At 57.0% G+C, this 23,358-nt stretch carries 19 protein-coding genes; 18 read left to right on the top strand and 1 reads right to left on the bottom strand.

All coding sequences use genetic code 11. The features are described 5' to 3' along the window. Positions 1-379 precede the first annotated feature (379 nt). The 6 genes from tig to yihA all read left to right on the top strand — a co-directional run bounded on the left by tig (position 380) and on the right by yihA (position 9,005). Positions 380-1,696 carry a trigger factor gene (gene tig / locus J2Z49_RS02870; protein WP_307399680.1) on the top strand — a complete coding sequence of 439 codons (1,317 nt, stop codon included), beginning with the start codon at positions 380-382 and terminating at the stop codon, positions 1,694-1,696. Between the two features lie 62 nt (positions 1,697-1,758). Next, a complete protein-coding gene (clpP, locus tag J2Z49_RS02875) occupies positions 1,759-2,352 on the top strand; it encodes an ATP-dependent Clp endopeptidase proteolytic subunit ClpP (protein ID WP_307399682.1) in 594 nt (197 codons plus the stop codon). A 15-nt stretch (positions 2,353-2,367) separates the two neighbouring features. Beyond that, the gene (gene clpX / locus J2Z49_RS02880; RefSeq protein ID WP_307399683.1) at positions 2,368-3,618 is read left to right on the top strand and encodes an ATP-dependent Clp protease ATP-binding subunit ClpX; all 1,251 of its coding nucleotides are present in this window, start codon (positions 2,368-2,370) and stop codon (positions 3,616-3,618) included. 167 nt (positions 3,619-3,785) lie between these two features. Beyond that, a complete protein-coding gene (gene lonB, locus J2Z49_RS02885; RefSeq protein WP_307399685.1) occupies positions 3,786-5,522 on the top strand; it encodes an ATP-dependent protease LonB in 1,737 nt (578 codons plus the stop codon). Positions 5,523-6,004: 482 nt separating this feature from the next. Next, positions 6,005-8,440, top strand: a complete 2,436-nt coding sequence (gene lon / locus J2Z49_RS02890; RefSeq protein ID WP_307399687.1) for an endopeptidase La — start codon at positions 6,005-6,007, stop codon at positions 8,438-8,440. Next, positions 8,421-9,005 (top strand): ribosome biogenesis GTP-binding protein YihA/YsxC, encoded by a 585-nt coding sequence (gene yihA, locus J2Z49_RS02895; RefSeq protein ID WP_307399689.1) that lies wholly within the window; start codon positions 8,421-8,423, stop codon positions 9,003-9,005. The genes lon and yihA overlap by 20 nt, the downstream gene beginning before the upstream one ends. Here yihA and J2Z49_RS02900 read toward each other — a convergent pair. Further along, positions 9,002-10,075 carry an ABC transporter substrate-binding protein gene (locus tag J2Z49_RS02900; protein WP_307399691.1) on the bottom strand — a complete coding sequence of 358 codons (1,074 nt, stop codon included), beginning with the start codon at positions 10,073-10,075 and terminating at the stop codon, positions 9,002-9,004. The genes yihA and J2Z49_RS02900 overlap by 4 nt on opposite strands. 151 nt (positions 10,076-10,226) lie before the next feature. On the opposite strand from J2Z49_RS02900, the gene J2Z49_RS02905 reads away from it, so the two are divergent. The 12 genes from J2Z49_RS02905 (at position 10,227) to mreD (ending at position 23,238) form a co-directional block, all read left to right on the top strand. Further along, positions 10,227-12,878 carry a valine--tRNA ligase gene (locus J2Z49_RS02905; protein WP_307399693.1) on the top strand — a complete coding sequence of 884 codons (2,652 nt, stop codon included), beginning with the start codon at positions 10,227-10,229 and terminating at the stop codon, positions 12,876-12,878. A 157-nt stretch (positions 12,879-13,035) separates the two neighbouring features. Then, the gene (locus tag J2Z49_RS02910) at positions 13,036-14,397 is read left to right on the top strand and encodes a bifunctional folylpolyglutamate synthase/dihydrofolate synthase (RefSeq protein WP_307399695.1); all 1,362 of its coding nucleotides are present in this window, start codon (positions 13,036-13,038) and stop codon (positions 14,395-14,397) included. A 108-nt stretch (positions 14,398-14,505) separates the two neighbouring features. Then, positions 14,506-16,167: a spore germination protein gene (locus J2Z49_RS02915; RefSeq protein WP_307399697.1), complete on the top strand. Its 1,662-nt coding sequence runs from the start codon at positions 14,506-14,508 to the stop codon at positions 16,165-16,167. Positions 16,168-16,213: 46 nt separating this feature from the next. After that, positions 16,214-17,647, top strand: a complete 1,434-nt coding sequence (locus J2Z49_RS02920) for a Ger(x)C family spore germination protein (protein ID WP_307399796.1) — start codon at positions 16,214-16,216, stop codon at positions 17,645-17,647. Beyond that, positions 17,584-17,814: a hypothetical protein gene (locus J2Z49_RS02925; protein WP_307399699.1), complete on the top strand. Its 231-nt coding sequence runs from the start codon at positions 17,584-17,586 to the stop codon at positions 17,812-17,814. The genes J2Z49_RS02920 and J2Z49_RS02925 overlap by 64 nt, the downstream gene beginning before the upstream one ends. Positions 17,815-17,958: 144 nt before the next feature. Then, the gene (locus J2Z49_RS02930; RefSeq protein ID WP_307399701.1) at positions 17,959-18,954 is read left to right on the top strand and encodes a sodium:calcium antiporter; all 996 of its coding nucleotides are present in this window, start codon (positions 17,959-17,961) and stop codon (positions 18,952-18,954) included. 154 nt (positions 18,955-19,108) lie between these two features. Further along, positions 19,109-19,357 (top strand): DUF4321 domain-containing protein, encoded by a 249-nt coding sequence (locus tag J2Z49_RS02935; protein WP_307399703.1) that lies wholly within the window; start codon positions 19,109-19,111, stop codon positions 19,355-19,357. A gap of 16 nt (positions 19,358-19,373) precedes the next feature. After that, positions 19,374-19,967 carry a Maf family protein gene (locus tag J2Z49_RS02940; protein ID WP_307399705.1) on the top strand — a complete coding sequence of 198 codons (594 nt, stop codon included), beginning with the start codon at positions 19,374-19,376 and terminating at the stop codon, positions 19,965-19,967. A 72-nt stretch (positions 19,968-20,039) separates the two neighbouring features. Then, complete coding sequence (radC, locus tag J2Z49_RS02945) at positions 20,040-20,735, top strand: RadC family protein (protein ID WP_307399707.1); 696 nt, start codon at positions 20,040-20,042, stop codon at positions 20,733-20,735. Between the two features lie 26 nt (positions 20,736-20,761). Next, a complete protein-coding gene (locus tag J2Z49_RS02950; RefSeq protein ID WP_307399709.1) occupies positions 20,762-21,793 on the top strand; it encodes a rod shape-determining protein in 1,032 nt (343 codons plus the stop codon). An 18-nt stretch (positions 21,794-21,811) separates the two neighbouring features. Continuing rightward, entirely contained in the window at positions 21,812-22,660 is an 849-nt protein-coding gene (mreC, locus tag J2Z49_RS02955; RefSeq protein WP_307399711.1) for a rod shape-determining protein MreC, read from the top strand. A 74-nt stretch (positions 22,661-22,734) separates the two neighbouring features. After that, positions 22,735-23,238: a rod shape-determining protein MreD gene (mreD, locus tag J2Z49_RS02960; RefSeq protein WP_307399713.1), complete on the top strand. Its 504-nt coding sequence runs from the start codon at positions 22,735-22,737 to the stop codon at positions 23,236-23,238. Positions 23,239-23,358 lie beyond the last annotated feature (120 nt).

Consider the following 23,358-nt stretch of genomic DNA (forward strand, 5'->3'; position numbering starts at 1 on the left):
CTTTTATAGTTCAGGGATTTATTTCTCTTGCCGGTTTTCCAGTGCCACCCGGAGCCCGCAATACATGCAGTCTTGCTGTGACTTCCGGGTGATTTAATTTTTTAACTGAATTTCGTATTGCAGTTTTTACTCTCTTCAGGTAAAATAGCTTACTAGTGTATAATGCATATATCGGGCCAGCAAGAGCTTTTTCGGTGAGAATTATACCATAAATTTTTTGGGGGCTGGGAGATAAAAGGTCTTCCTTCTGGAGGAAATATCCTTCAACCGTAGAATTAAGTATTTACTTGAAAAATGGTTACACTATAGTACTGTTCGGCCTATAATGGCAAAAGGGGTTAAATTTGGTTACTAAAAAGCTTTATAAGGGGGAGCATAGATGAAAGCTAACGCGGAAAGGATAGAGAAAAATACTGTTTTACTGGAAGTAGAGGTAGATGCCGATCAATTTTCCCAGGCAATGGATAGGGCCTACCGGAAGCTGGCCAAAAAGGTTAACGTGCCCGGTTTCCGGCCTGGTAAAGCTCCCCGGATTATCCTGGAGCGGCATATCGGCAAACAGGCATTGCTGGATGAAGCAGTGGAAATGCTTATTCCGGAAGCCTATTTTAAAGCGGTAAAAGATACGGGTATCGAACCGGTGGCCCAGCCCCAGCTGGAGCTGGTCCAGGTGGAAGAGGGTAAGCCGGTGGTATTTAAGGCCAGGGTAGTAGTAAAGCCTGAAGTGGAACTGGGCCAGTATAAGGGTCTGGAAGTAACCCGACCCAGTACAGAAGTAACGCCGGAGGATGTACAAAAGGAACTGGAACGGTTGCAAAACCGCCATGCCAGGCTGGTGAGTCTTGACGAGGGTACGGTGCAGCCGGGAGACCTGGTTGCCATTGACTTTGAAGGCCGGGTGGACGGCGAGCCCTTTGAAGGGGGGCAGGCTACCGATTATACCCTGGAGGTTGGGAACGCCGGGTTAATCCCCGGTTTTGAGGACCAGATGGTGGGGATGGCCATCAACGAGACAAAGGAGATCACGGTTCGCTTTCCCGAGGACTATCCCAAGCCGGAGCTCTCGGCCAAGGAAGCCGTGTTCACCGTCACCGTGAAGGCCATCAAGCGCAAAGAGTTGGCCCCGCTGGATGACGAGTTTGCCAAGGACGTGAGTGAGTTTGATACCCTGGAGGAATTAAGGGCGGACCTGGAGAATAAATTAAAACAAGCTGCCGAAGCCAGGGCAAAGGCCGAAACCCGTCAGGCCGTCCTGAAGAAGGCGGTGGAAAATGCGCAGGTCGATATTCCCGAGGAAATGATTAAAACCCGTCTGGCGGAAATGCTTCAAAGCCTGGAGCGGCGCTTAATGGTTCAGGGTCTCACTTTGGAAAACTACTTAAAGTACTCAAACAGCACCGTGGAGGAGATGGAAGAACGCCTCCGCCCGGATGCCCGGGAGAGCCTGAAGACCATGCTGGTGCTGGATGCCATCGCCAAAGCTGAAAACATCACCGTCACTGAAGAAGAAATACAGGCGGAAATTGAGCGGATGGCTAAAGAAATGCAGCAGGATCCCGCGGTAGTGCGTAAAGTGGTGGAGGGTCAGGGTCAACTGGAGGCGGTCATAACGGGGTTGGTGCGGGATAAGGTAATCCAGTTCTTAGTGGACCAGGCCAATATAGTCGCGCAGGACGGGCAACCGGCGACGGAATAAGTTCCCGCTTGTGATCGCTGGAGTAATAATAATCCATCCTTTACGCAGGAGGTAGCGTTATCATGTCCACTTTAGTGCCAATTGTCGTTGAGCAAACCAACCGCGGTGAGCGGGCATACGATATTTACTCCCGTCTTTTAAAGGACCGGATTATTTTCATCGGCGGACCCATAGACGATCATGTAGCCAATCTGGTTATTGCCCAGATGCTTTTCCTGGAAGCTGAGGACCCGGAAAAGGATATCCATTTTTATATCAACTCCCCCGGCGGCGTTGTTACTGCCGGGTTGGCCATTTATGATACCATGCAGTATATTAAACCCGACGTTTCCACCATCTGCCTTGGGCAGGCCGCCAGCATGGGCTCCTTTTTGCTGGCTGCCGGCGCCAGGGGTAAGCGCTATGCCTTGCCCTACGCCCGGATCATGTTGCATCAGCCCCTGGGCGGGGTTCAGGGTCAGGCGACGGAGATTGAGATCCATGCCCGGGAGATCCTTCGCATAAAGGATATCTTGAATGAACTGCTGGCCAAACATACGGGTCAGCCCAGGGAAAAAATTGCCCGGGATACTGATCGGGACTTCTTTATGTCCGCTGAAGAAGCAAAGGAATATGGTATCATCGATGAGGTGTTGACCTATCGCAAGTCAAAATAAAAGAGGTGTTTAGCTATGTTTAACGACAAAGGTCAGCTCAAGTGCTCCTTCTGCGGCAAACTCCAGGACCAGGTCAAAAAACTGGTGGCCGGTCCCGGGGTATACATTTGCGATGAGTGCATTGAGCTTTGCAACGAAATTATTGAAGAGGAACTTAGCGAGGACCTTGGGCTCGACCTGGGTGACATCCCGAAGCCCAAGGAAATTAAGGAAATACTGGACCAGTACGTCATCGGCCAGGAGCAGGCCAAGAAAACCCTGGCCGTGGCGGTTTACAACCACTACAAGCGCATCAATCTGGGTGGCAAGATAGACGATGTGGAACTGCAGAAGAGCAACATCATCATGCTGGGGCCCACGGGCTGCGGTAAAACCCTGCTGGCCCAGACCCTGGCGCGGTTGCTCAATGTTCCCTTTGCCATTGCCGATGCCACATCCCTGACCGAGGCCGGATACGTGGGGGAGGATGTGGAAAACATCCTTTTAAAACTCATCCAGGCGGCCGATTACGATGTGGAGAAGGCGGAAAAGGGCATCGTCTACATTGACGAAATCGACAAGATCGCCCGCAAGTCGGAAAACCCGTCTATTACCCGGGACGTGTCCGGCGAGGGCGTGCAACAGGCCCTCTTAAAGATCCTGGAGGGTACCGTGGCCAGCGTGCCGCCCCAGGGCGGTCGCAAGCACCCCCACCAGGAGTTCATCCAGTTGGACACCACCAATATCCTGTTTATCTGCGGCGGTGCCTTTGACGGCATTGAGAAGATCATTCAGAATCGCATCGGGAAAAAGGGCCTGGGCTTTGGCGCCGAAGTCCAGAGCAAGCGGGATCAGAAAATTGGGGAAATCTTAAGCCAGATCCTGCCGGAAGACCTGCTTAAATACGGTCTTATCCCTGAGTTTGTCGGCCGCTTGCCCATTATCGTCACCCTGGACGCCCTGGATGAGGAAGCCCTCATCCGTATCCTCACCGAGCCCAAGAATGCCCTGGTCAAGCAGTATGAAAAACTGTTCGAGCTGGATGGGGTGAGCCTGGAGTTCCATCCCGACGCCCTGCGGACGGTGGCCCAGGAGGCCCTCAAGCGCAACACCGGCGCCCGGGGACTGCGGGCCATCCTGGAGGACATCATGCTTGACGTAATGTATGAAATTCCCTCCCGGGAAGACATCGCCAGGGTGATCATTACTAAGGAAACCATTCTGAAAAAAGAGAAACCCCTGGTGGTGGCCGTAGACCGCAAGAAGAAGAAGGAAGAAACGGCGTAATTGCCGGGAGGTGAAATACAGATTGCAGGCACACGTAGTTATGCGTGTGCTTTTTTGTTTCATGGGGGGTACTCAGTTAACTGTGAAAAATAGAGTAGCGGTGTTTTTTAGATGCATAAAAGGGCAATAATAGATCTTGCCAGAAAACAAGGCAAGGAGGCATAACCGTGGCAGAGTTTCCCGGGGGACTGGGCAGCTTTATTACCTTTGTCCAGGTATTCTTTGGAGTGATCATCGGCCTTTACTTCTGGAACCTGTTAAAGGCCCAGCAGGGTAATAGAACGGCCGTGGAGCGGGAATCCCGCAAGGAAATAGAAAAGCTGCAGCGGTTGCGGTCAATTTCCCTCACCGAACCGCTGGCCGAAAAAACCCGGCCCGGCAAATTCGAGGAGATCATTGGCCAGGAAGAAGGGCTGCGGTCCCTGCGGGCGGCCCTTTGCGGCCCCAATCCCCAGCACGTCATCATCTACGGTCCGCCCGGGGTGGGTAAGACGGCGGCCGCCAGACTGGTACTGGAGGAGGCCAGGAAAAATCCCCATTCTCCCTTCAAGGAAAATGCGAAGTTTGTGGAGGTGGATGCCACCACCGCCCGTTTTGACGAGCGGGGGATTGCCGATCCCCTGATTGGTTCGGTGCACGATCCCATCTACCAGGGTGCCGGACCGATGGGCATGGCGGGCATACCCCAGCCCAAACCCGGTGCGGTGACCAGGGCCCATGGGGGGGTACTCTTTATTGACGAAATTGGCGAACTTCACCCGATCCAGATGAACAAGCTGCTCAAGGTCATGGAGGACCGCAAGGTCCTTTTAGAAAGCGCCTATTACAGTTCCGAAGATCCCAATATTCCCGGCCATATCCATGATATCTTTCAAAACGGCCTGCCCGCGGATTTCCGCCTGGTGGGGGCCACCACCCGCACCCCGGAGGAAATTCCGCCGGCGTTGCGCTCCCGCTGCGTGGAGATCTTTTTCCGCCCTTTGCTGCCCCACGAAATTGAAATTATTGCCGCCAACGCCGCCCGCAAGGTTGGTTTTCCCCTGGATGAGCGGGGGCTGGCAGTCATAAAAAAATTTGCCACCAACGGACGGGAGGCGGTAAACATTGTACAGATTGCCGCCGGTATTGCCCTTACCGAGGGACGCCAGCAAATCAGGGCGGCCGATGTGGAATGGGTGGTGCACAGCGGCCAGTACAGCCCCCGGCCCGAAAAGAAGGTGGCCTCCCAACCCCAGGTGGGTCTGGTCAACGGCCTGGCCGTTTACGGTCCCAACATGGGGGCGCTGTTAGAAATTGAAGCCAACGCCCTGCCCGCTCCCAGGGGTCAGGGCAAGGTGGTGGTTACCGGCGTGGTGGACGAAGAAGAGGTGAACGGGCGGGGACGGACCATGCGGCGCAAGAGCATGGCCCGGGGGGCGGTGGAAAACGTTCTCACCGTCCTGCGCCGCACCACTGACGTGGATCCCCGGGACTACGACATCCATGTGAATTTCCCCGGCGGCATTCCCGTGGACGGTCCTTCCGCCGGGGTGGCGGTGGCTACGGCGGTATACTCGGCCATTACCGGTATACCGGTGGATAACCGGGTGGCTATGACCGGCGAGGTTTCCATCCGTGGTCTCGTGCTGCCCGTGGGGGGGATCGTGCCCAAAGTGGAAGCCGCCCGCCAGGCCGGGGCCAGGAAGGTTTTCATCCCCCGGGAAAATTACCAGGAGCTTTTCCGGGACCTGCCGGACGTAGAGGTGGTGCCGGTGGACAGGCTGGAAGAGGTGCTCAAAACGGCCCTGGTGGAACAACCCGGCGCCGCCCGCAAAGGCGTCCTACCGGCGCCGCGGGATGTGCTGGCGGCAGCGGGACTGCTTTCTTCCCCCGGCCTTTCGTCAAACCACTGTCCCGGGAGTTAAACCCCAAAATATGGACTAGTGGTAGATATTAATAAACCTGGCGGGATGCGGCGCTGTCCCCGCTCACTCCAGTGCTTCGCGCCGACAGCACCGCGGCTTGCTTCGGGCCGGCTCTGGCTCTCTGCGGATTGCCCGTTACTAAATTATTCTTCGTTGTTGTTTCTTGAAATAATGTGTCTTAAAGGTTTTCTTTCGGACAGTTTATCATGCGTCCTCGAGAGCCGAGCCGGCAACCTCGCTTCGCCGGGTGCTGTTACCGGCGCTCCGCAAGTCGTTCGCTTCGGACAGCGCCGCATTCTCATCATAACGGTTTTACTGAACATTTACGACCGGTGAATATTAGCTGTTCCTGACCCGGTGTCTTGCACCGGGTTCTTGTTTTTCCGTACCCACTTATTGCTATGGCAGGAATGTTAGGTGTATGTTAAAATATTGGTGTGTGTGGCCGGAACGCAGAAGCATACCGAAAAGGAGGTGCAGCTATGGAGCCGGTAGTACGAATCTTACCATTGCTGCCGTTAAGGGGCATTCTGGTATTTCCCTACATGGTCATCCACCTCGACGTGGGTAGGGAAAAGTCGGTGCAGGCCATTGAGCAGGCCATGATGAACGACCGCATTATTTTTCTGGCTACCCAGAAGGAAGCCCAGACCGACGATCCCGGCCTTGATGACATATACCGGATTGGTAGCGTAGCCGAGGTGAAACAGCTTCTCAAGTTGCCCGGTGGTACCATCCGGGTTCTGGTAGAAGGTCTTGCCCGGGGCCATATCAGGCGTTACCTGGCCCATGAACCTTTCTTTAAGGTAGAAGTGGAACAATATAACGAAGATTTTATCAAAACCCCCGAAATTGAGGCGTTGATGCGCAACCTGGTTTACCAGTTCGAGCAATACGTGAAACTCTCCAAGCGCATCCCGCCGGAAACGGTGGTTTCCGTGGTCAACCTGGAGGAACCGGGACGGCTGGCCGATATCGTTGCCTCCCACCTGCCCCTGCGCATAGAGGAAAAACAGCAGGTGCTGGAAGCTGTGGACATTGTCAAACGGCTGGAGAAGCTGTGCTCCCTGGTGGCCAGGGAACTGGAGATCGTGGAACTGGAGCGCAAGATCAATATCCGTGTACGCAAGCAAATGGAGAAAACCCAGAAGGAATACTACCTGCGGGAGCAGATGAAGGCCATTCAGCGGGAACTGGGTGAAAAGGACGAGCGCGTGGCGGAGGGTGAGGAATACCGGGAGAAAATTGCCGAAGCCAAGCTGCCCAAGGAAGTGGAAGAAAAGGCCCTCAAGGAGGTGGAGCGCCTGGAAAAAATGCCGCCCATGGCGGCGGAATCGGCGGTTATTCGCAATTACCTGGACTGGTTGCTGGCGCTGCCCTGGAGCAAGAGCACCCGGGACCGGCTGGATATCAAGGCTGCCGAAGCCATCCTGGAAGAAGACCATTATGGCCTCACCGAGGTCAAGGAGCGGATCCTGGAGTACCTGGCCATCCGCAAGCTGGCCAAGAAAATGAAGGGACCTATTTTGTGTTTCGTCGGCCCGCCGGGGGTTGGCAAGACCTCCCTGGGCCGTTCCATTGCCCGGGCCCTTGAGCGCAAATTTGTGCGCATTTCCCTGGGCGGTGTGCGGGATGAAGCGGAAATCCGCGGTCACCGCCGCACATACGTGGGTGCGTTGCCGGGCAGGATAATCCAGGGAATGCGTAACGCCGGTTCCAAAAACCCCGTATTCCTGCTGGATGAAATTGATAAGATGAGCATGGACTTCCGGGGCGATCCATCGGCGGCCCTGCTGGAAGTGCTGGACCCGGAGCAAAACAACAGCTTCAGCGACCATTACATTGAAGTGCCTTTTGACCTTTCCAATGTAATGTTCATCACCACGGCCAACGTCCAGCACAGTATCCCGCGGCCCCTTTTGGACCGCATGGAAGTAATCCAGATTTCCGGTTACACGGAGGAGGAAAAGGTACAAATAGCCATAAGGCATTTGATACCCAAACAGATGAAGGAACACGGTCTCACTCGTGAGATGTTCAGCATTTCGGAAAAAGCCATTCGCCGGGTTATCCGGGAGTACACCCGGGAAAGCGGCGTGCGTAACCTGGAGCGGCAGATTGCCACCCTTTGCCGCAAGGCTGCCCGGCAGATCGTGGCGGAGGAAACGAAGAAAGTTCGCGTTACCGTGCAAAACCTGGAGCACTTCCTGGGAACGCCCAAGTTCCGCTACGGGGTGGCCGAACAGGAAGATCAGGTGGGCGTGGCCACCGGCCTGGCCTGGACCGAGGTTGGGGGCGACACCCTGGCCATCGAGGTTACCATTTACCGGGGTACCGGCCGACTTACTTTAACGGGTAAACTGGGTGAAGTAATGAAGGAATCCGCCCAGGCCAGTTACAGCTATGTGCGCAGCCGGGCGGCCCAGTTGGGCGTGGATGAAGAAGTGTTTGACAAACACGATATCCACATCCACGTTCCGGAGGGGGCCATCCCCAAAGACGGGCCTTCGGCCGGCATTACCATGGCCTGCGCCCTGGCTTCGGCCTTCACGGGGCGCAAGGTGCGCCATGATGTGGCCATGACCGGGGAGATTACCTTAAGGGGGCGCGTGCTGCCCGTGGGCGGCATCAAGGAAAAGGTGCTGGCCGCCCACCGGGCGGGTATCACCACGGTGATCTTGCCCAAGGATAACCGCAAGGAGCTGGACGATATCCCTCCCAACGTAAGGAACAAGATGCAGTTCATCCAGGTGGAGCACATGGATGAAGTCCTGGAGGTAGCCCTTTTAGAAAAGGAGCAGGAGCACGAAGCTACTGAACTGGGTTCCCCTTCCGGGGAGGTTCCCGAGGTTTCCTACCAGCCCGTGATACCGGTTAAGGAGGATCCCGCCGCGATCCATGAACATCGTTTCTGCTGAGTTTGTTAAAAGCATAACTGAGCTGGACCGGTGCCCGGCCGGGGGCAGGCCCGAGGTGGCCCTGGCCGGGCGCTCCAATGTAGGGAAGTCGTCCCTGTTGAACTGCCTGGTCAACCGCCGGAATTTAGCCCGCACCAGCAATACCCCGGGCAGGACCCGTACCCTGAATTTTTACCTGATCAACAACCGGTTTTACCTGGTGGACCTGCCCGGGTACGGCTACGCCCGGGTGCCGGAAAAAATGCGGGCCAACTGGGGACCCCTGATTGAGGGCTACCTGTCCCGCCGCCCGGAGCTGCGGGGTGTTATCCAGATCGTAGATCTCCGTCACCCTCCCACCGCCCAGGACGTACAGCTGTACCAGTGGCTTAAATATCACCACCTGCCCGCAGTGGTGGTGGCCACCAAGGCGGACAAGCTTTCAAAAAGCCAGGGCCTGCGGCAGTTGCAGGTAGTCCGGCAGACCCTGGGCTTAACCGGGGAGGACCTCCTGATTAAATTTTCCGCCCGCACCCGTGAAGGGCGGGACGAGCTCTGGCGCGTCATCGGAGAGTGGGTAAATTAAATCTTTAAACGTTCAAACCAGCGCGGTTTTTCCTTTTCCGGAACGTACTCCACCGTTTCCACGGCTTTTTGGGCAAACCGGTTGTTTATCATTTGTTCCGGGGGAATCCTTCTGGCTATTTCCCGGGATTGGTCCAGCAGATCCATGAGATAGTTGTACCTTTCGGGGTCGATGACCGGGTTGGTGGCCCAGGTTTCCTGGGTTCGATAGCGCTCAATGGCCCTTATGAGCAGGTTCTCGTTCATATCCCTAAAAAAGGGGCTGACCACCCGGGCGGCCTCGCGGGTGCTGTGATGGGCCAGCCAGAGCTGGGCTTTATATACGGCATTGGTAAAACGCTGCATGGCAATGGGGTTCCGGCGGATGAAATCCGTCCTGGCCACGTAAACCGCCGCCGGCAGGGGTCCTGCTTCTCTGCCCAGGGAAACCACCACCCGGCCCACCCCCGCGTTTTCCACTATTGAGGCCTGTGGTTCGGCCAGGATGATAAAATCCCCCGACCCTGCTGAAAAGGCACCTATGCGTAAAGACGCCGGAATGTTGGTATAAAGGGTTACCTCCCGGTAGGGGGCGATGTTGTTTTGCCTTAAAAGCCCCTCTAAAAGTACCGTTTCAATGCTTTCCGGCCAGCCGGCAATGACGGTCTTTTCTTTTAAGCCGGCCCATGCAAAGGAGTTGTTTGCTTTGCGGGCCAGCAGGAAATGGCTGTCCCGCCGGGTCAGCGCGGCAAAGGCTACCACGTCGTCCAGCAATCCATCTGCCCTGCTGTAGATGGCCTGTTCCAGGCCGACCAGAGCTACGTCAGCCCGTTCCCCGGCCAGGGCGGGCAGCAGCAGTGTTTGTTCATTGGCGGTATTTTCCAGAACCACTTCCAGCCCCTGCTCCTTGAAAAAACCCAGGGCCAGGGCTATGTAATGGGGCAGGTGGTAAACCGAGCGCGGCCCTTCCATTAGCCGTATGATGTTGGTTTCCGGTTGGGGTTGGCTAAACCTTTTGATAATTATGGCACCCGCCGCCAGGGTCAGGCTCAAGAGCAGCAATAGCACCAGCAACCACCTGGGCCTACCCATTTTTAACACCCCCAAATCTCCACGGCTTCTTTTTCCCTTTAACTATCTCTATTTGGTTATTAGCATTTCATGCCGGGAATTTATCCCGGAGGTTGCTAAAAAGCGGGGATCACATTATAATGGTTCACAGATTACAGGGAGGAGAGGCATTATGACGCAATTTGACATGCCCACCACTTATGATCCCCGGACCGTGGAGGAAAAGTGGTACCGCTACTGGGAAGAAAATAAATTCTTTCATGCCCGGGTTGATGCCCGGGAGCCTTTTTCCATTGTCATGCCCCCGCCAAATGTTACCGGGCAACTGCACATGGGGCATGCCCTGGATAATACTTTGCAAGACATTCTCACCCGCTGGCGCCGCATGCAGGGCTACAACACCCTGTGGCTTCCCGGCACCGATCATGCGGGTATTGCCACTCAGGCCAGGGTGGAAGAACAACTGGCCAAAGAGGGCAAAAGCAAATATGACCTGGGCCGGGAGAAGTTCTTAGAGCGGGTCTGGGCCTGGAAAGAGCGGTACGGCGGGCGCATAACGCACCAGTTGCGCCGCCTGGGGGCCTCCTGCGACTGGGACCGGGAGCGTTTTACCATGGATGAAGGATGCTCCGGGGCGGTCAAAGAGGTTTTCCTGCGGCTTTACGAACAGGGTCTCATTTACCGGGATTATTACATCGTCAACTGGTGCCCCCGCTGCCAAACCACCATTTCCGACATTGAAGTGGAGCACCTGGACAAGCCCGGGCAGCTCTATTACATCAAATACCCCACCAGGGACGGTCGTGATGCCATTACCGTAGCCACCACCCGGCCGGAAACCATGCTGGGGGACGTGGCCGTGGCCGTTCACCCCGGGGACGAACGCTACCGGCACCTGGTGGGCAAAACCCTGGTCCTGCCCCTTTTGGGCCGGGAAATGCCTGTCATTGCCGATGAATATGTGGACCCCTCCTTTGGCACCGGGGCGGTGAAGATTACCCCCGCCCACGATCCCAACGACTTTGAGGTGGGGCGGCGACACAACCTGCCCCAGGTGCGGGTGATCAACAAGGATGCGGTGATGAATGATGAGGCCGGCCCTTACCGGGGCCTGGACCGCTGGGAGTGCCGCAAAAGGATCATCAAGGATTTAAAAGAGCAAGGTTACCTGGTAAAAATAGAAGACCATAATCACGCCGTGGGGCACTGTTACCGCTGCAACACGGTGATTGAGCCCATGCTTTCCCGCCAGTGGTTTGTGCGCATGAAACCCCTGGCCGAACCGGCCATCCGGGCGGTAAAGGAAGGCCGCATCCGCTTCGTGCCGGAACGCTTCACGAAAATTTACCTGAACTGGATGGAAAACATCCGGGACTGGTGCATTTCCCGGCAGCTCTGGTGGGGCCATCGCATCCCGGTGTGGTACTGCCGGGACTGTGAGGAGGTCATCGCGGCCAAGGAACCGCCCCGGAAATGCACCCGCTGCGGCTCAAGCCGGTTGGAGCAGGATCCCGACGTGCTGGACACCTGGTTTTCTTCGGCCCTGTGGCCCTTTTCCACCCTGGGCTGGCCGGAAAAGACGCCGGAGCTGGATTATTATTATCCCACTTCCGTGCTGGTGACGGGCCGGGACATCATCTTCTTCTGGGTGGCCCGGATGATTGTGAGCGGCCTTCATTTCATGCAGGAAGTGCCCTTCCGGGAAGTGTTTATCCACGGCCTGGTGCTGGACGCCCTGGGGCGCAAGATGAGCAAGTCCCTGGGCAACGGGGTGGACCCCATTGACGTTATTGAAAGCCACGGCGCGGACAGCCTGCGCTTCATGCTGGTTACCGGGAATACGCCCGGCAACGACCTGCGCTTTCACTTTGAGCGCCTGGATGGGGCAAGGAACTTTGCCAACAAGATCTGGAATGCTTCCCGCTTTGCCCTGATGAACCTCCAGGATTACGACCCGGCCTCCGCCCCGGGAAGGGAAGCGCATACCCTGGCCGACCGCTGGATCTTGAGCCGCTACCAGGTCTGCGTTCAGGAAGTGACCAGGTTCCTGGAATCCTATGAGCTGGGAGAAGCCGCCCGGGTCATCTACGAGTTCATCTGGGATGAGTTCTGTGACTGGTATATCGAGCTGGTTAAACCCCGGCTTTATCGTGCCAAAGACGGTAGAGACCGGGCCTGCGCCCAGGATGTGCTGGCCCGGGTGCTGCGGGGAGCCATGGAGTTGCTCCATCCCTTTATGCCCTTCATCACCGAGGAAATCTGGCAGCGCCTGCCCCACGAAGGGCCCACGGTGATGCAGGCCCCCTGGCCGGCCTACCAACCCGGGTTGCGGGATGAAAAGGCCGAGGCCGAGATGGCGGTGCTTATGGAGGTAATCCGGTCCATCCGCCACATCAGGAGCGAAATGAATGTTCCCCCGGGCAAGACGGCCGACGTCATCCTGGTTGTAACTGACGGCGATACCCGGGATTTGATCCAGAAGTGGCCCGGTTACATCCAGGGGCTGGCCCGCTGCCGGGTGCAGGTGAAACCTGAACTGGACCAGGTTCCCCCGCAGGCCGCCCACGGGGTGGCCCGGGGGGTGGAGATTTATGTGCCCCTGGCCGGGCTCATCGACATTGACCGGGAGCTGGCCCGCCTGAAAAAGGAACTGGCCGCAGTGGAAAAGGAGCTCAAGAGAGTGGAAGGTAAGCTGGGGAACGAAAGTTTCCTGGCCAAAGCGCCGGCGGAAGTGGTGGAAAAGGAACGGGCCAGGGAGAAAGAGCTGGCCGAGAAGGTGTCAGCCATCCGGGAACGTCTGGCGGTGCTTGGAAACAAAAATTAATCTAACCCGTGTTTTTCCGGGTATATTTAGTAAGTTATGGAAAATAAACCGGGAAAAAGCTCCCGGTTCTTTTTTTACACCTGCCCCGGGCGCGTAGGAATTTTAAAGAAGAGCGCCGTATTTTTTAAAAGCACATTCTTTGTTTGGGGTGACAGCGGTGCAGTATGATGAAGCCATGACCTACCTGCAGAACCTGACCAAATTCGGTATAAATTTCGGCCTGGGGCGCATCAAGGAACTGTTGCGCCGGCTGGGGGATCCCCAGGAAAAGCTAAAGGTGGTGCATATCGGGGGCACCAACGGCAAGGGTTCCACCACCGCCATGGTGGCTTCGGTCCTCACAGCCGCCGGTTATCGCACGGGCACTTTTACCTCGCCCCACCTGCATTCCTATACGGAACGGTATCAAATTGACGGGGAGCAAATCTCCCGCCGGCGGGTGGCCTTGTTGATCGACCAATTGAAGCCCCACCTGGAAGCCATGGTGGCGCAAGGTTTCGAGCATCCCACCGAGTTTGAGGTCAGCACCGCCATGGCCTTCAAATATTTTTACGAAGAAGGGGTGGATTTCTTAATCCTGGAGGTGGGGCTGGGGGGGGCCATTGATTCCACCAATGTGGTGGAAAGGCCTTTGGTTACGGTAATCACCAACGTATCCATGGACCACATGGATTACCTGGGCCGGACCATCAGGGAGATTGCCACTGTCAAAGCCGGAATTATCAAGCCCGGGGTGCCCCTGGTAACGGCCTGCCGGGGGGAAGCCCTGGAAGTGGTGGCCCAGTTTTGCCGGGAGAAGGGTTCGCCCATGGTGCTGGTGGAATCCGGCGGCGGGGCTGGGCTTAACGAGGGAATTTCCTGCCGCACCGTTTTGTGGGAAGCAGCCGCGGGCGGGCTTGATCAGGGCGGGCAGTACCTTGCAGTGCACGGCCTGCGCCGCACCTACCGGGATCTCTTTATTCCCCTCCTGGGGCGGCATCAGCTGGTGAATGCCGCCGGGGCGGTGGCGGTGGTGGAATTGTTGATGGCGCAGGGGTTTGCCGTTCCGGAGGAAGCCCTGTACCGGGGCCTGGCCGTGGTCCGCTGGCCGGCCCGGCTGGAGGTTGTCTTGAGCCGGCCCCTGGTGCTCCTGGACGGTGCCCATAACTACGACGGCGCCCGCAGCCTGGCTAAAGCACTGGACGATTACTTCCCCGGCAAGCAGGTGGTGCTGGTCATCGGAATGCTGGGGGATAAAGAGCGGGGCCGGGTGGTGGCTGAGCTGGCCCCCCGGGCCCGGGCGGTGGTGGTTACCCGGCCCAACAGCCCCCGGGCCGGCGACTGGCAGCGCCTGGCCGAGGAGGCCCGAAAATATGTACCCGAGGTCTACATCATCGAGTCCGTTCCCGAAGCCGTGGAGTGTGCCTTATCTCTGGCCCGGGCAAATGAGCTGGTTTGTATTACCGGTTCACTGTACATGGTGGCCGAGGCCCGGGAGGTACTCATGGCGAAGGTGAACATGATGGCGAGCACCGGGTGAGCCGGTGCTTTTTCATTTGGCCGGCTGGATAAAACCCCCCCCGGCCAACTCATAATACCATCTCGAAGGGGTAATTCACCATTCGCCCTATTTCCGGGAGGTGTTCCTTTGGTCCGCATTTTAAAAAAGTTTGCCCGGATTTTGCCCAGGGGCAACAAAAAACCCCAATCCCTCAAGGAAAGCCACACTCAATGGGAGCAAAGCTACGAAGCCGGGGAATTGAAAAAAATACCCCTCAGTTCCCGGTTAAAGGACAACCTGGCCCTTATCAAGCAAATACTGGGGAACAGCAGCGATTTAGTTATCCGGGAGCTTCGGCTGGGTGTTGACGGGGATGTTTCCGGGGCCGTTGTTTTTATCGACGGCATGACGGACAAAGGTACGGTCAATGACACCGTGATCAAGGGCCTGACCCTGGAGTCCCGCATGGCCGGCCTGGGGGGGAAGACGGCCGGAAATTTGTTCGCCCTGGTCCGTAATTTCATGGTTAATACGGGCTCGGTAAGGGAAGCTGCAACTGTTTTTGAACTTGTGGACGGGATTCTTTATGGTGACACTGCCGTGCTCGTTGAAGGGGAGGCCGTGGCCCTCCTGGCCACCGCTCCCGGCTGGCCGGTGCGGGGTATCGAGGAGCCCACCAGCGAAAGCGTGGTACGGGGGCCCCGGGAGGGGTTTACCGAGTTGCTGCGCACCAACACCTCCCTCATCCGCCGCCGCCTGCGCGATCCCAACCTGGTGACCGAGAGGATCACCCTGGGAGAGCGCACCCGTACCTCCGTTGAGATAGCTTATATCAGGGGACTGGCCGATCCCCGGCTGGTGCAGGAAGTGAAGGACCGCCTTTCCCGCATCAAGGTGGACGGCATCATCGAAAGCGGCAATATCGAAGAATTAATCGAGGACCACCCGCATTCTCCCTTTCCCCAGGTGTTCCGTACGGAACGTCCCGACCGGGTGGTAAGCATGCTTCTGGACGGGCGCGTGGCTATTATTACCGACGGCACCCCTTTTGTGCTCGTTGTGCCGGCGGAGTTTGTCGTTTTCATGCAGTCTTCCGAGGACTACTACGAACGCTTCTTCCTGGCCACGGCCGTGCGCTGGCTTCGATACATTGCCTTTATTGCATCGTTGATATTACCTTCCCTTTACATATCCATTACCACCTTTCACCAGGAGATGATCCCCACCCGGCTGTTGATCAGCATAGCCGCATCCCGGGAAGGGGTGCCCTTCCCGGCCTTTGTGGAGGCCTTTTTGATGGAATTTACCTTTGAGGCCTTAAGGGAGGCCGGCATCCGTCTGCCCCGGAACGTGGGCCAGGCGGTGAGCATTGTGGGTGCCCTGGTGATCGGCCAGGCAGCCGTGTCGGCCGGGGTTGTGTCCAGCCTTATGGTTATAATCGTGGCTCTGACCGGTATCAGTTCCTTTGTGGCGCCGGTATTCAGCATGGCCATCACCATGCGCCTGTTGCGCTTCCCCATGATGGTCCTTGCGGCCACCCTGGGGATCTTCGGGGTGATGATGGGGCTTTTGGTCATCCTGGTGCACATGGCTTCCATGCGTTCCTTCGGCATCCCTTACCTGGCCCCCCTGGCCCCCCTGCACGCCAGGGATTTAAAGGATGTGATGGTGCGGGCGCCCATGTGGGCCATGGAAGCTCGCCCTTCGGAGCTGGCCAAAGAAAATTCCATCCGCCAGGCGCAGGGCATAAAACCCGCCCCACCAACCCGGAAAGGGCAAAAGGGGGACGGTGGTGGGCAGAAAAGATAACAGAAGCCGCACCTGTATCTTTGCCGGTTTAAAAGGTAGTGGCCAGATGAACAGGTTCCGTTTTGATTGCAACACAAAACAACCGGAACCAGTCCCGGGTCATTGTTTCCGCCTTTTTCCCCGGGGCGGGCGGATTAAGGCGCTTGTGTTTCTGTTGCTGTTTTTGCCTCTCGTCCTCAGCGGCTGCTGGGACCACCGGGAGGTGGAAGACCTGGGCATTGTTTTGCTCACGGCCGTAGATGCCGCCCCGGAGGGCAGGGTGCGCCTGGAGGTGCAGGTCCTGGTTCCCACGGCTGTTGCCGGCGGAGGTGGAATAACAGGTATGGGCGGTGGTGGTGGAGGTGGCGGACGTAAGCGCTACCGCAACCTGGCTACAGAGGGTAGGACGGTTTTTGAGGCCATCCGCCGGTTGTCCATGGAAAGCCCACGGGAGCTTTTTTTCGCCCACAACCAGGTAATTCTTATTTCCGAAAAACTGGCCCGGGAAAAGGGGGTTGCGGAAGTGATGGATTTCTTTGAGCGCAACCGCCAGTTCCGGCGGGATACCTGGATCCTGGTGGCCAGGGGGGATCCCAGGGATATCATGGAGGTTCCCGTCCACCTGGAGGTCACCCCGGCACAGAATATCGTGGGGGTAATCAAGAACCAGGAACTTTCCGCCCGTTTCGCCCCCACCCGTCTGGGGGAATTTGCCAAGATGCTGGAGAGTTCCGGCGTGGAGCCTTATACGGCCATTTTGGAAGCAGTGCCCAACGAGGCTTTCAGCCGCATGTCCATGCATCCCGCGGGGACAGGGCCTGCACCCTTTCATAACATGAAACTTACCGGGACGGCCGTCTTTCGCCGGGACAGGCTGGTAGGCTGGCTTAACGAGCAGGAAGCCCGGGGATTATTGTGGGTGCGGGGAGAAGTGCGGGGCGGCCCAATCACCTTTTCTCTTCCCGGTTCCCGGGGCGAACAGAAACTGGCCGTGGAAATTTTGCGTGCCGGCCGCGGGGGAGTGAAGCTGGAACCGTTTCTGACCGGCGGCCAGCCTGGTATGAGAGTAAAAATAATCACCCGGGTTAACCTTACCGAATCGGAAAACCTGGAAGTCGATTTAAGCAATCCCCAGGTCATTTCCCGGCTGGAAAAACAACTGGCCGGGGTAATCAAGCAGGAGGTTATGGCCTGCGTGACCAGGCTGCAGGAGGAATACCGGACTGATGTCCTCGGCTTTGGTGAAGCGGTGCATCGCAAGTATCCCCGGGTGTGGAGGCAGGTGGAACGGGAATGGGAGGATGTTTTCGCGACCATGCCCGTGACGGTTGAAGTGAAAACCGTGATCCGGCGCACGGGCCTGATCAATAAGCCCTTGCGGCCTGCAGGGACGCAGGAGGTTGGCTATATGAACATATCTAAGGAGGGTAATGTGCGATGGAGGTTGTTTTGCTCAGCCTGGTCTTTATCATCATCATCGCCCTGCAGGTTCCGCCCCTGATTAAAAAGAGAATGTGGCGGGAATTGATTGCTTTCAGTGTGCTTTTGTTCCTGGGCATGATCTACAGCTTTGGCCTGGTTTTGAAAATACCGCTGCCCAATCCGGCCAGGGCCGTGGAGGCCGTTTTTGCCCCGCTGACCAGCTTGATCCAGAAGGCGCTCACTTGAAGGATGTACCGGTGCCGGGCAGTTTGGCCGGGTACCCCCGACGGAATAAGGCTGGACTTTGCCGGCCAGTGGGGCTATAATTAATTCCAGACGTAAGGCCCGTCGTTTTTTGGCGGTGGGCCTTTTTATGTGGAGGGAGCTTCAATGGGTTTGGACGTTGCCCTGTTATTGATCAGTTTGGGGGTTATCCTGGTCAGCGCCGGTTTTTTTACCAATGGTGTGGAATGGCTGGGAAGGAAGCTTCGCCTGACCGAGGGGGCGGTAGGGAGCATCCTGGCCGCGGTGGGTACGGCCATGCCGGAAACGGTCATTCCCCTGATCGCCATCCTTTTGGGCGGCGGTGAAGTGGGGGAGGAAATAGGCATCGGAGCCATTCTGGGCGCGCCCTTTATGCTGGGGACCCTGGCTTTGTTGATCAGCGGGGGGGCCGTGCTGGCCTTCCGCCGTACGCGCCTTGAGCCCGATCCCTGCGTGATCCGGCGGGACCTGTTTTTCTTCCTGGTGGTTTATACGCTGGCCATTGCGGCCGCTTTTCTTCCCCGCCCGTTAAAGCTGGTGGTGGCCCTGGGGCTGGTTGTGGCCTACATTTATTTCGTGTATGAAACCATCACCAGGGGACGCACCCTGGACCAGGAGGAAGGGGAATGCGAACCCCTTTACCTGTGTAAAAAACTCGACAATCCTCCCCTGGTTCTGGTAATCGTCCAGGTGATCCTGGCCTTTTCCGGGATCGTGGCCGGGGCAAAGGTTTTTGTGGATGGCGTGGCGGATCTCTCGGACATACTGGGGGTGCCTGCTTTTGTTTTCTCCCTTCTCGTTGCCCCTCTGGCTACGGAGATGCCCGAAAAATTTAACAGTGTCATCTGGCTTGCCCAGCGCAAGGATACCATGGCCCTGGGTAATATCACCGGGGCGATGGTTTTTCAGAGTTCCGTTATTCCGGCCATCGGCATGATCCTGACCCCGTGGGTGCTTACGGAAACGGCCTTTTTAAGTGCGCTTCTGGCACTGGCTTCCGGGCTGGTGACTTACCTGTTGCTCTTGCGGCGCGGTTTTCTTGATGCACGGCTTCTGGTGGCCTACGGTGGGGTTTTTTACGCTGCCTTTGTGGCGGCGGTGCTTACCGGAACAATAGGGTAAGATCCCCCCACCCTACCGCCGGGCGAAAAGCACCGGTGCGAGAGTGGAAATACTTGGCAGGGCGGAATTGCAGCTTGTCACAAAAGAGGCAAAATGATAAACTAGTACAGATAAGTGGTCAATTTTCGATGGCCGGGTGATAGCCGTGGCTGCTATGTACAAGCCCCAGAGAAATATCTGGTTGCTGGTAATTCTTATGCTGGTCGGGGCCCTGGTGGGTGATGCGCTGGGAGCAGTGCTCATTCCTTTTTTGCCCGTCCTTAAGCCTTTTACCTCCGTGGGCTTTGCCCCGGCTACTATAGATCTTCATTTTGCCCGGCTCACCTTTGGTTTTACCCTCACCTTAGGGCCCCTCACGGCGCTGGGTTTACTCCTGGGATATCTTTTATACCGTAAACTGTAAATGTGGAGGTTCAAAAGTGTTGCCTATTTACCTGGCCTCTTCTTCGCCGCGCCGGAGCATGTTGCTGGAACAGCTTGGCTTACCTTTCACCGTAGTGGTGCCCGAGGTTGAGGAAAAGGTGCCGGAAGGGTTGCCTCCCCATCAACTGGTAGAGACCCTGGCTTTAAGAAAGGCCGGGGCCGTGGCGCCCTCCATTTCCCGGGGGTTGGTGGTGGCGGCAGATACTATAGTGGTCTGGCAGGACAAGGTCCTGGGCAAACCTGCTGACGCCCGGGAAGCGGCTTTGATGCTCAGCCTCCTTGCGGGAGATGAGCATGAGGTTTTCACTGGCGTGGCGGTGATGGAAAAACCCTCCGGGCGCCGGGTGGTTACCCACGAACGCACCCGGGTCAGGTTCAGACCACTGACGACAGAAGAAATTGCCAGGTATGTGGCCACCGGTGAACCCCTGGACAAGGCAGGGGCTTATGCTGCCCAGGGACTGGGGGCAATTTTTATTGCCGGGATCAGGGGATGCTATTTTAATGTGGTCGGCCTTCCCCTGGCCCGTTTGGCCCAGGTGTTGAAGGAATTCGGTGTGGATCCTCTGGAGTATGTTCGAAACAACTGAGATTTTCCCCGGAAGTTTCCCCGGGAACCCTTTCGGGTATCTTTTAAGCGTGTCTGGAGGCCGCAAAGAGCCTTGGATTCCCCAACGTACCGCATTACCATTAAAGACATGCCCGTGGATCTGCGCCCCCGGGAGCGCATTTTGAGAGAAGGCGCCGGGGTGCTGACGGATCTGGAGCTTTTGGCCGTTCTTTTGCGCACGGGTACACCCACGGCCAGCGCCATGGAACTGGCGGCGGCCCTTTTGCGACATTTCGGCAGCCTGCGGGGCCTGGTTGACGCCTCCGTGGAGGAGTTGAGCAGTGTCCGGGGTGTCGGCCCGGCCAAGGCGGCCATGTTGAAAGCGGCCCTGGAGCTGGGCCGCCGCATTGCCCAGGCCGGCGGGGAAACCCGGCCGGTAATCAGGAGTCCCGAAGATGCCGCCTGTTTGGTCATGGAGGAAATGCGCCACCTGGACAGGGAGCATTTTCGGGCGTTGTTGCTGAATACCAAGAACCAGGTGATTGCCCGGGAGATCATTTCCATCGGCACCCTTAATTCCTCCACGGTGCATCCCCGGGAATTGTTTAAGAATGCCATCCGCCGCAATGCGGCGGCGGTAATCCTGTTGCACAACCACCCCAGCGGGGATCCAACCCCCAGCCAGGAGGATCTGGAGGTGACCAGGCGCCTGCAGGAAGCTGGGCGCATTATCGGCATTGAGGTTCTGGATCACCTGATTATTGGAGATAATAAGTACGTCAGTTTCAAGGCCAAAGGTTTGATTTAGATGATGATTAAGAAAGGAGAGAGAACATGCGCATCGGGCTGTTCTCTAAAGATATGGGTATAGACCTGGGCACCGCCAACTCCCTGGTTTATGTAAAGGGCAAGGGCATTGTTTTGAGGGAGCCCTCGGTGGTGGCCATTCAGCGGGATACCGGCCAGGTGCTGGCCGTGGGGGAAGAAGCCAAGCAGATGATTGGCCGTACGCCCGGCAACATCGTGGCCATCCGGCCCATGAAGGACGGGGTAATTGCCGACTTCGACGTAACCCAGAGCATGATCAAGTACTTCATCAACAAGGCCCTGCGCAACCGCACCTTTCTCATCCGCCCCCGGGTGGTGGTTTCGGTTCCCTCCGGGGTGACGGCGGTGGAGGAGCGGGCGGTGCGGGAAGCCGCCCTGCAGGCCGGCGCCCGGGAAGCCTATCTCATTGAGGAACCCATGGCTGCAGCCATTGGTGCTGGTCTGCCCGTACATGAACCAACGGGCAATATGATTGTGGATATCGGCGGGGGTACCACCGAGGTGGCGGTAATTTCCCTGGGGGGTATTGTTACCAGCCGCTCCATTCGCATTGCCGGGGATGAGATGGATGAAGCCATTATCCAGCATGTAAAGAAGGCCTATAATCTCATGATTGGTGAGCGTACGGCGGAGGAGATCAAGATTGAAATAGGAACCGCCTATCCCACCGGGGAAGTCCAGACCTATGACGTCCGGGGAAGGGACCTGGTGACCGGCCTGCCCAAAACGGTGCGCATTACCTCCGAGGAAATTTACAAGGCTCTCTCCGAGCCGGTATCGGCCATCCTGGATGCCATTAAGGGCACCCTGGAGCAGACTCCGCCGGAGCTTGCTGCCGACATTATGGACCGGGGCATTGTCATGGCCGGGGGCGGTTCACTGCTGCAGGGGCTGGACCGGCTGGTGAGCGAGGAGACGGCCATGCCCGTGCACCTGGCCGACGAGCCGCTTTTGTGTGTGGCTTACGGTACCGGGCGGGTGCTGGAAAATATCGATGTTTTACGCCGGGTACTCATTCACCCGCGCAAGCTGTCGTAAACTGGAACAAAAAGATAGGTGTTGATCCCGTTGACTTCGGGTAAGAAGCTTTTTTTTCTGGTTATTTTGCTGGTCCTGGTCCTGTACGTGATGCGAGTGACCGCTTTTAGCCGGGTGGAAGCAACGCCCCTGGAAAAAATACTGGTGGATACCTTTGCCACTTTAGAACAGGTAACCACCAGGCTGGGCCGGGGAGTCAGGGATATGGTCACCTTTCCCCTTTCCCTGGTGAACGCGTCGCGGCGGGCAAGCGAGTTGTCGGAGCAGGTGGTCCGGCTGGAAGGCGAGCTTCACCAGGCCAGAGAATACCGTTTGGAAAATGAGAGACTGAAAAAGCTTTTGGATTTTAAAAGCGGCTCCGCTGCCGACTCCGGACTTGAAGTTACCGCGGCGGCAGTAATAGGCCGGGATCCGGGGAACTGGTTCAGCACCATTACCATAAACAAGGGCCGGGCTGAAGGCATCAAAGAAAACATGACGGTATTGACTCCCCGGGGTTTGGTGGGGCGGGTGATCGCCACCACCGACCGTACCGCCACCGTTCTATTAATCACCGACCCGCGCAGTGCGGTCAGCGCTTTGGTACAGGACAGCCGTACGCCGGGTATGGTTGAGGGCACCGCCGGAAGTGCCGGCAGCCTGCGCATGATCCATATACCCAACGACATGCCCACAAGACCCGGGCAGGTGGTGGTTACTTCCGGTACGAAGAGCATTTTTACCAAGGGCATCCCCATTGGCGAGATAACCAGGGTGAAGAGGGATCCGACCGGTCTTTTCTTTGAAGCCTCCGTGCGACCCTTTGTGGATTTTAACCGCCTGGAGGAAGTGCTGGTAATTACGGGGGTGCACCCCCCGGCCCTGTAAGCCCGGGCCGTGCGCCGGGTGTTTTACCTTGATAGTTGCCATTGAAAAGATAACCGTGCGGGAGGTTTTTTTCTTTGTTGGGCTTGCTGGTCCTGCCCGGATTTTTATTGCTGGCCCTGCTGCTGCAGGTAACGGTGGTGGATTTGATTCACGTTAAGGGTGTGGTACCCGATCTGACTTTTTTACTGGTAGTTTTTTATGCATTCTGGAGAGGGCAGCGGGAGGGAGCCTTCTGGGGGTTTGTTGCCGGTTTGATGAAAGATTTTATCGCCGGCAACTATTTTGGCCTCAACGCCCTCTCCACTGCCGTGGCCGGTTACCTGGTGGGCTGGTCGGAATCCCGTTTATACAAGGACAGCAGCCTGGTAGTGATGGCGATAACTTTTTTTGCCACTATAGTAAATCAGTCAATTTATTACCTTTTGTTGGTATACCTGCAGATCAAAATTCCTCCGGGTGTGGCCCTGGTCGGGGTAGTCCTTCCATCAGCCGTGTACAATGCGCTGCTGGTGCCGTTATTTTACCGCAAGTTTTACCGCCTTTACCTCAAGGGATGGTTCAGAATGGGCCAGTTTTAATTTAGTAGACACCCATGACGCATTCAGCGCCACCAACAAAGGATGAAAATGGCCGCCGTTTTGCACGAAGCGACCCAGCACTCACCGGGTCCAGGTACCTGCACAGGTATTCAGGCTGCA

Origin of the sequence: Desulfofundulus luciae, assembly GCF_030813795.1 — a bacterium.
Taxonomy (GTDB): Bacteria; Bacillota; Desulfotomaculia; order Desulfotomaculales; family Desulfovirgulaceae; genus Desulfofundulus; species Desulfofundulus luciae.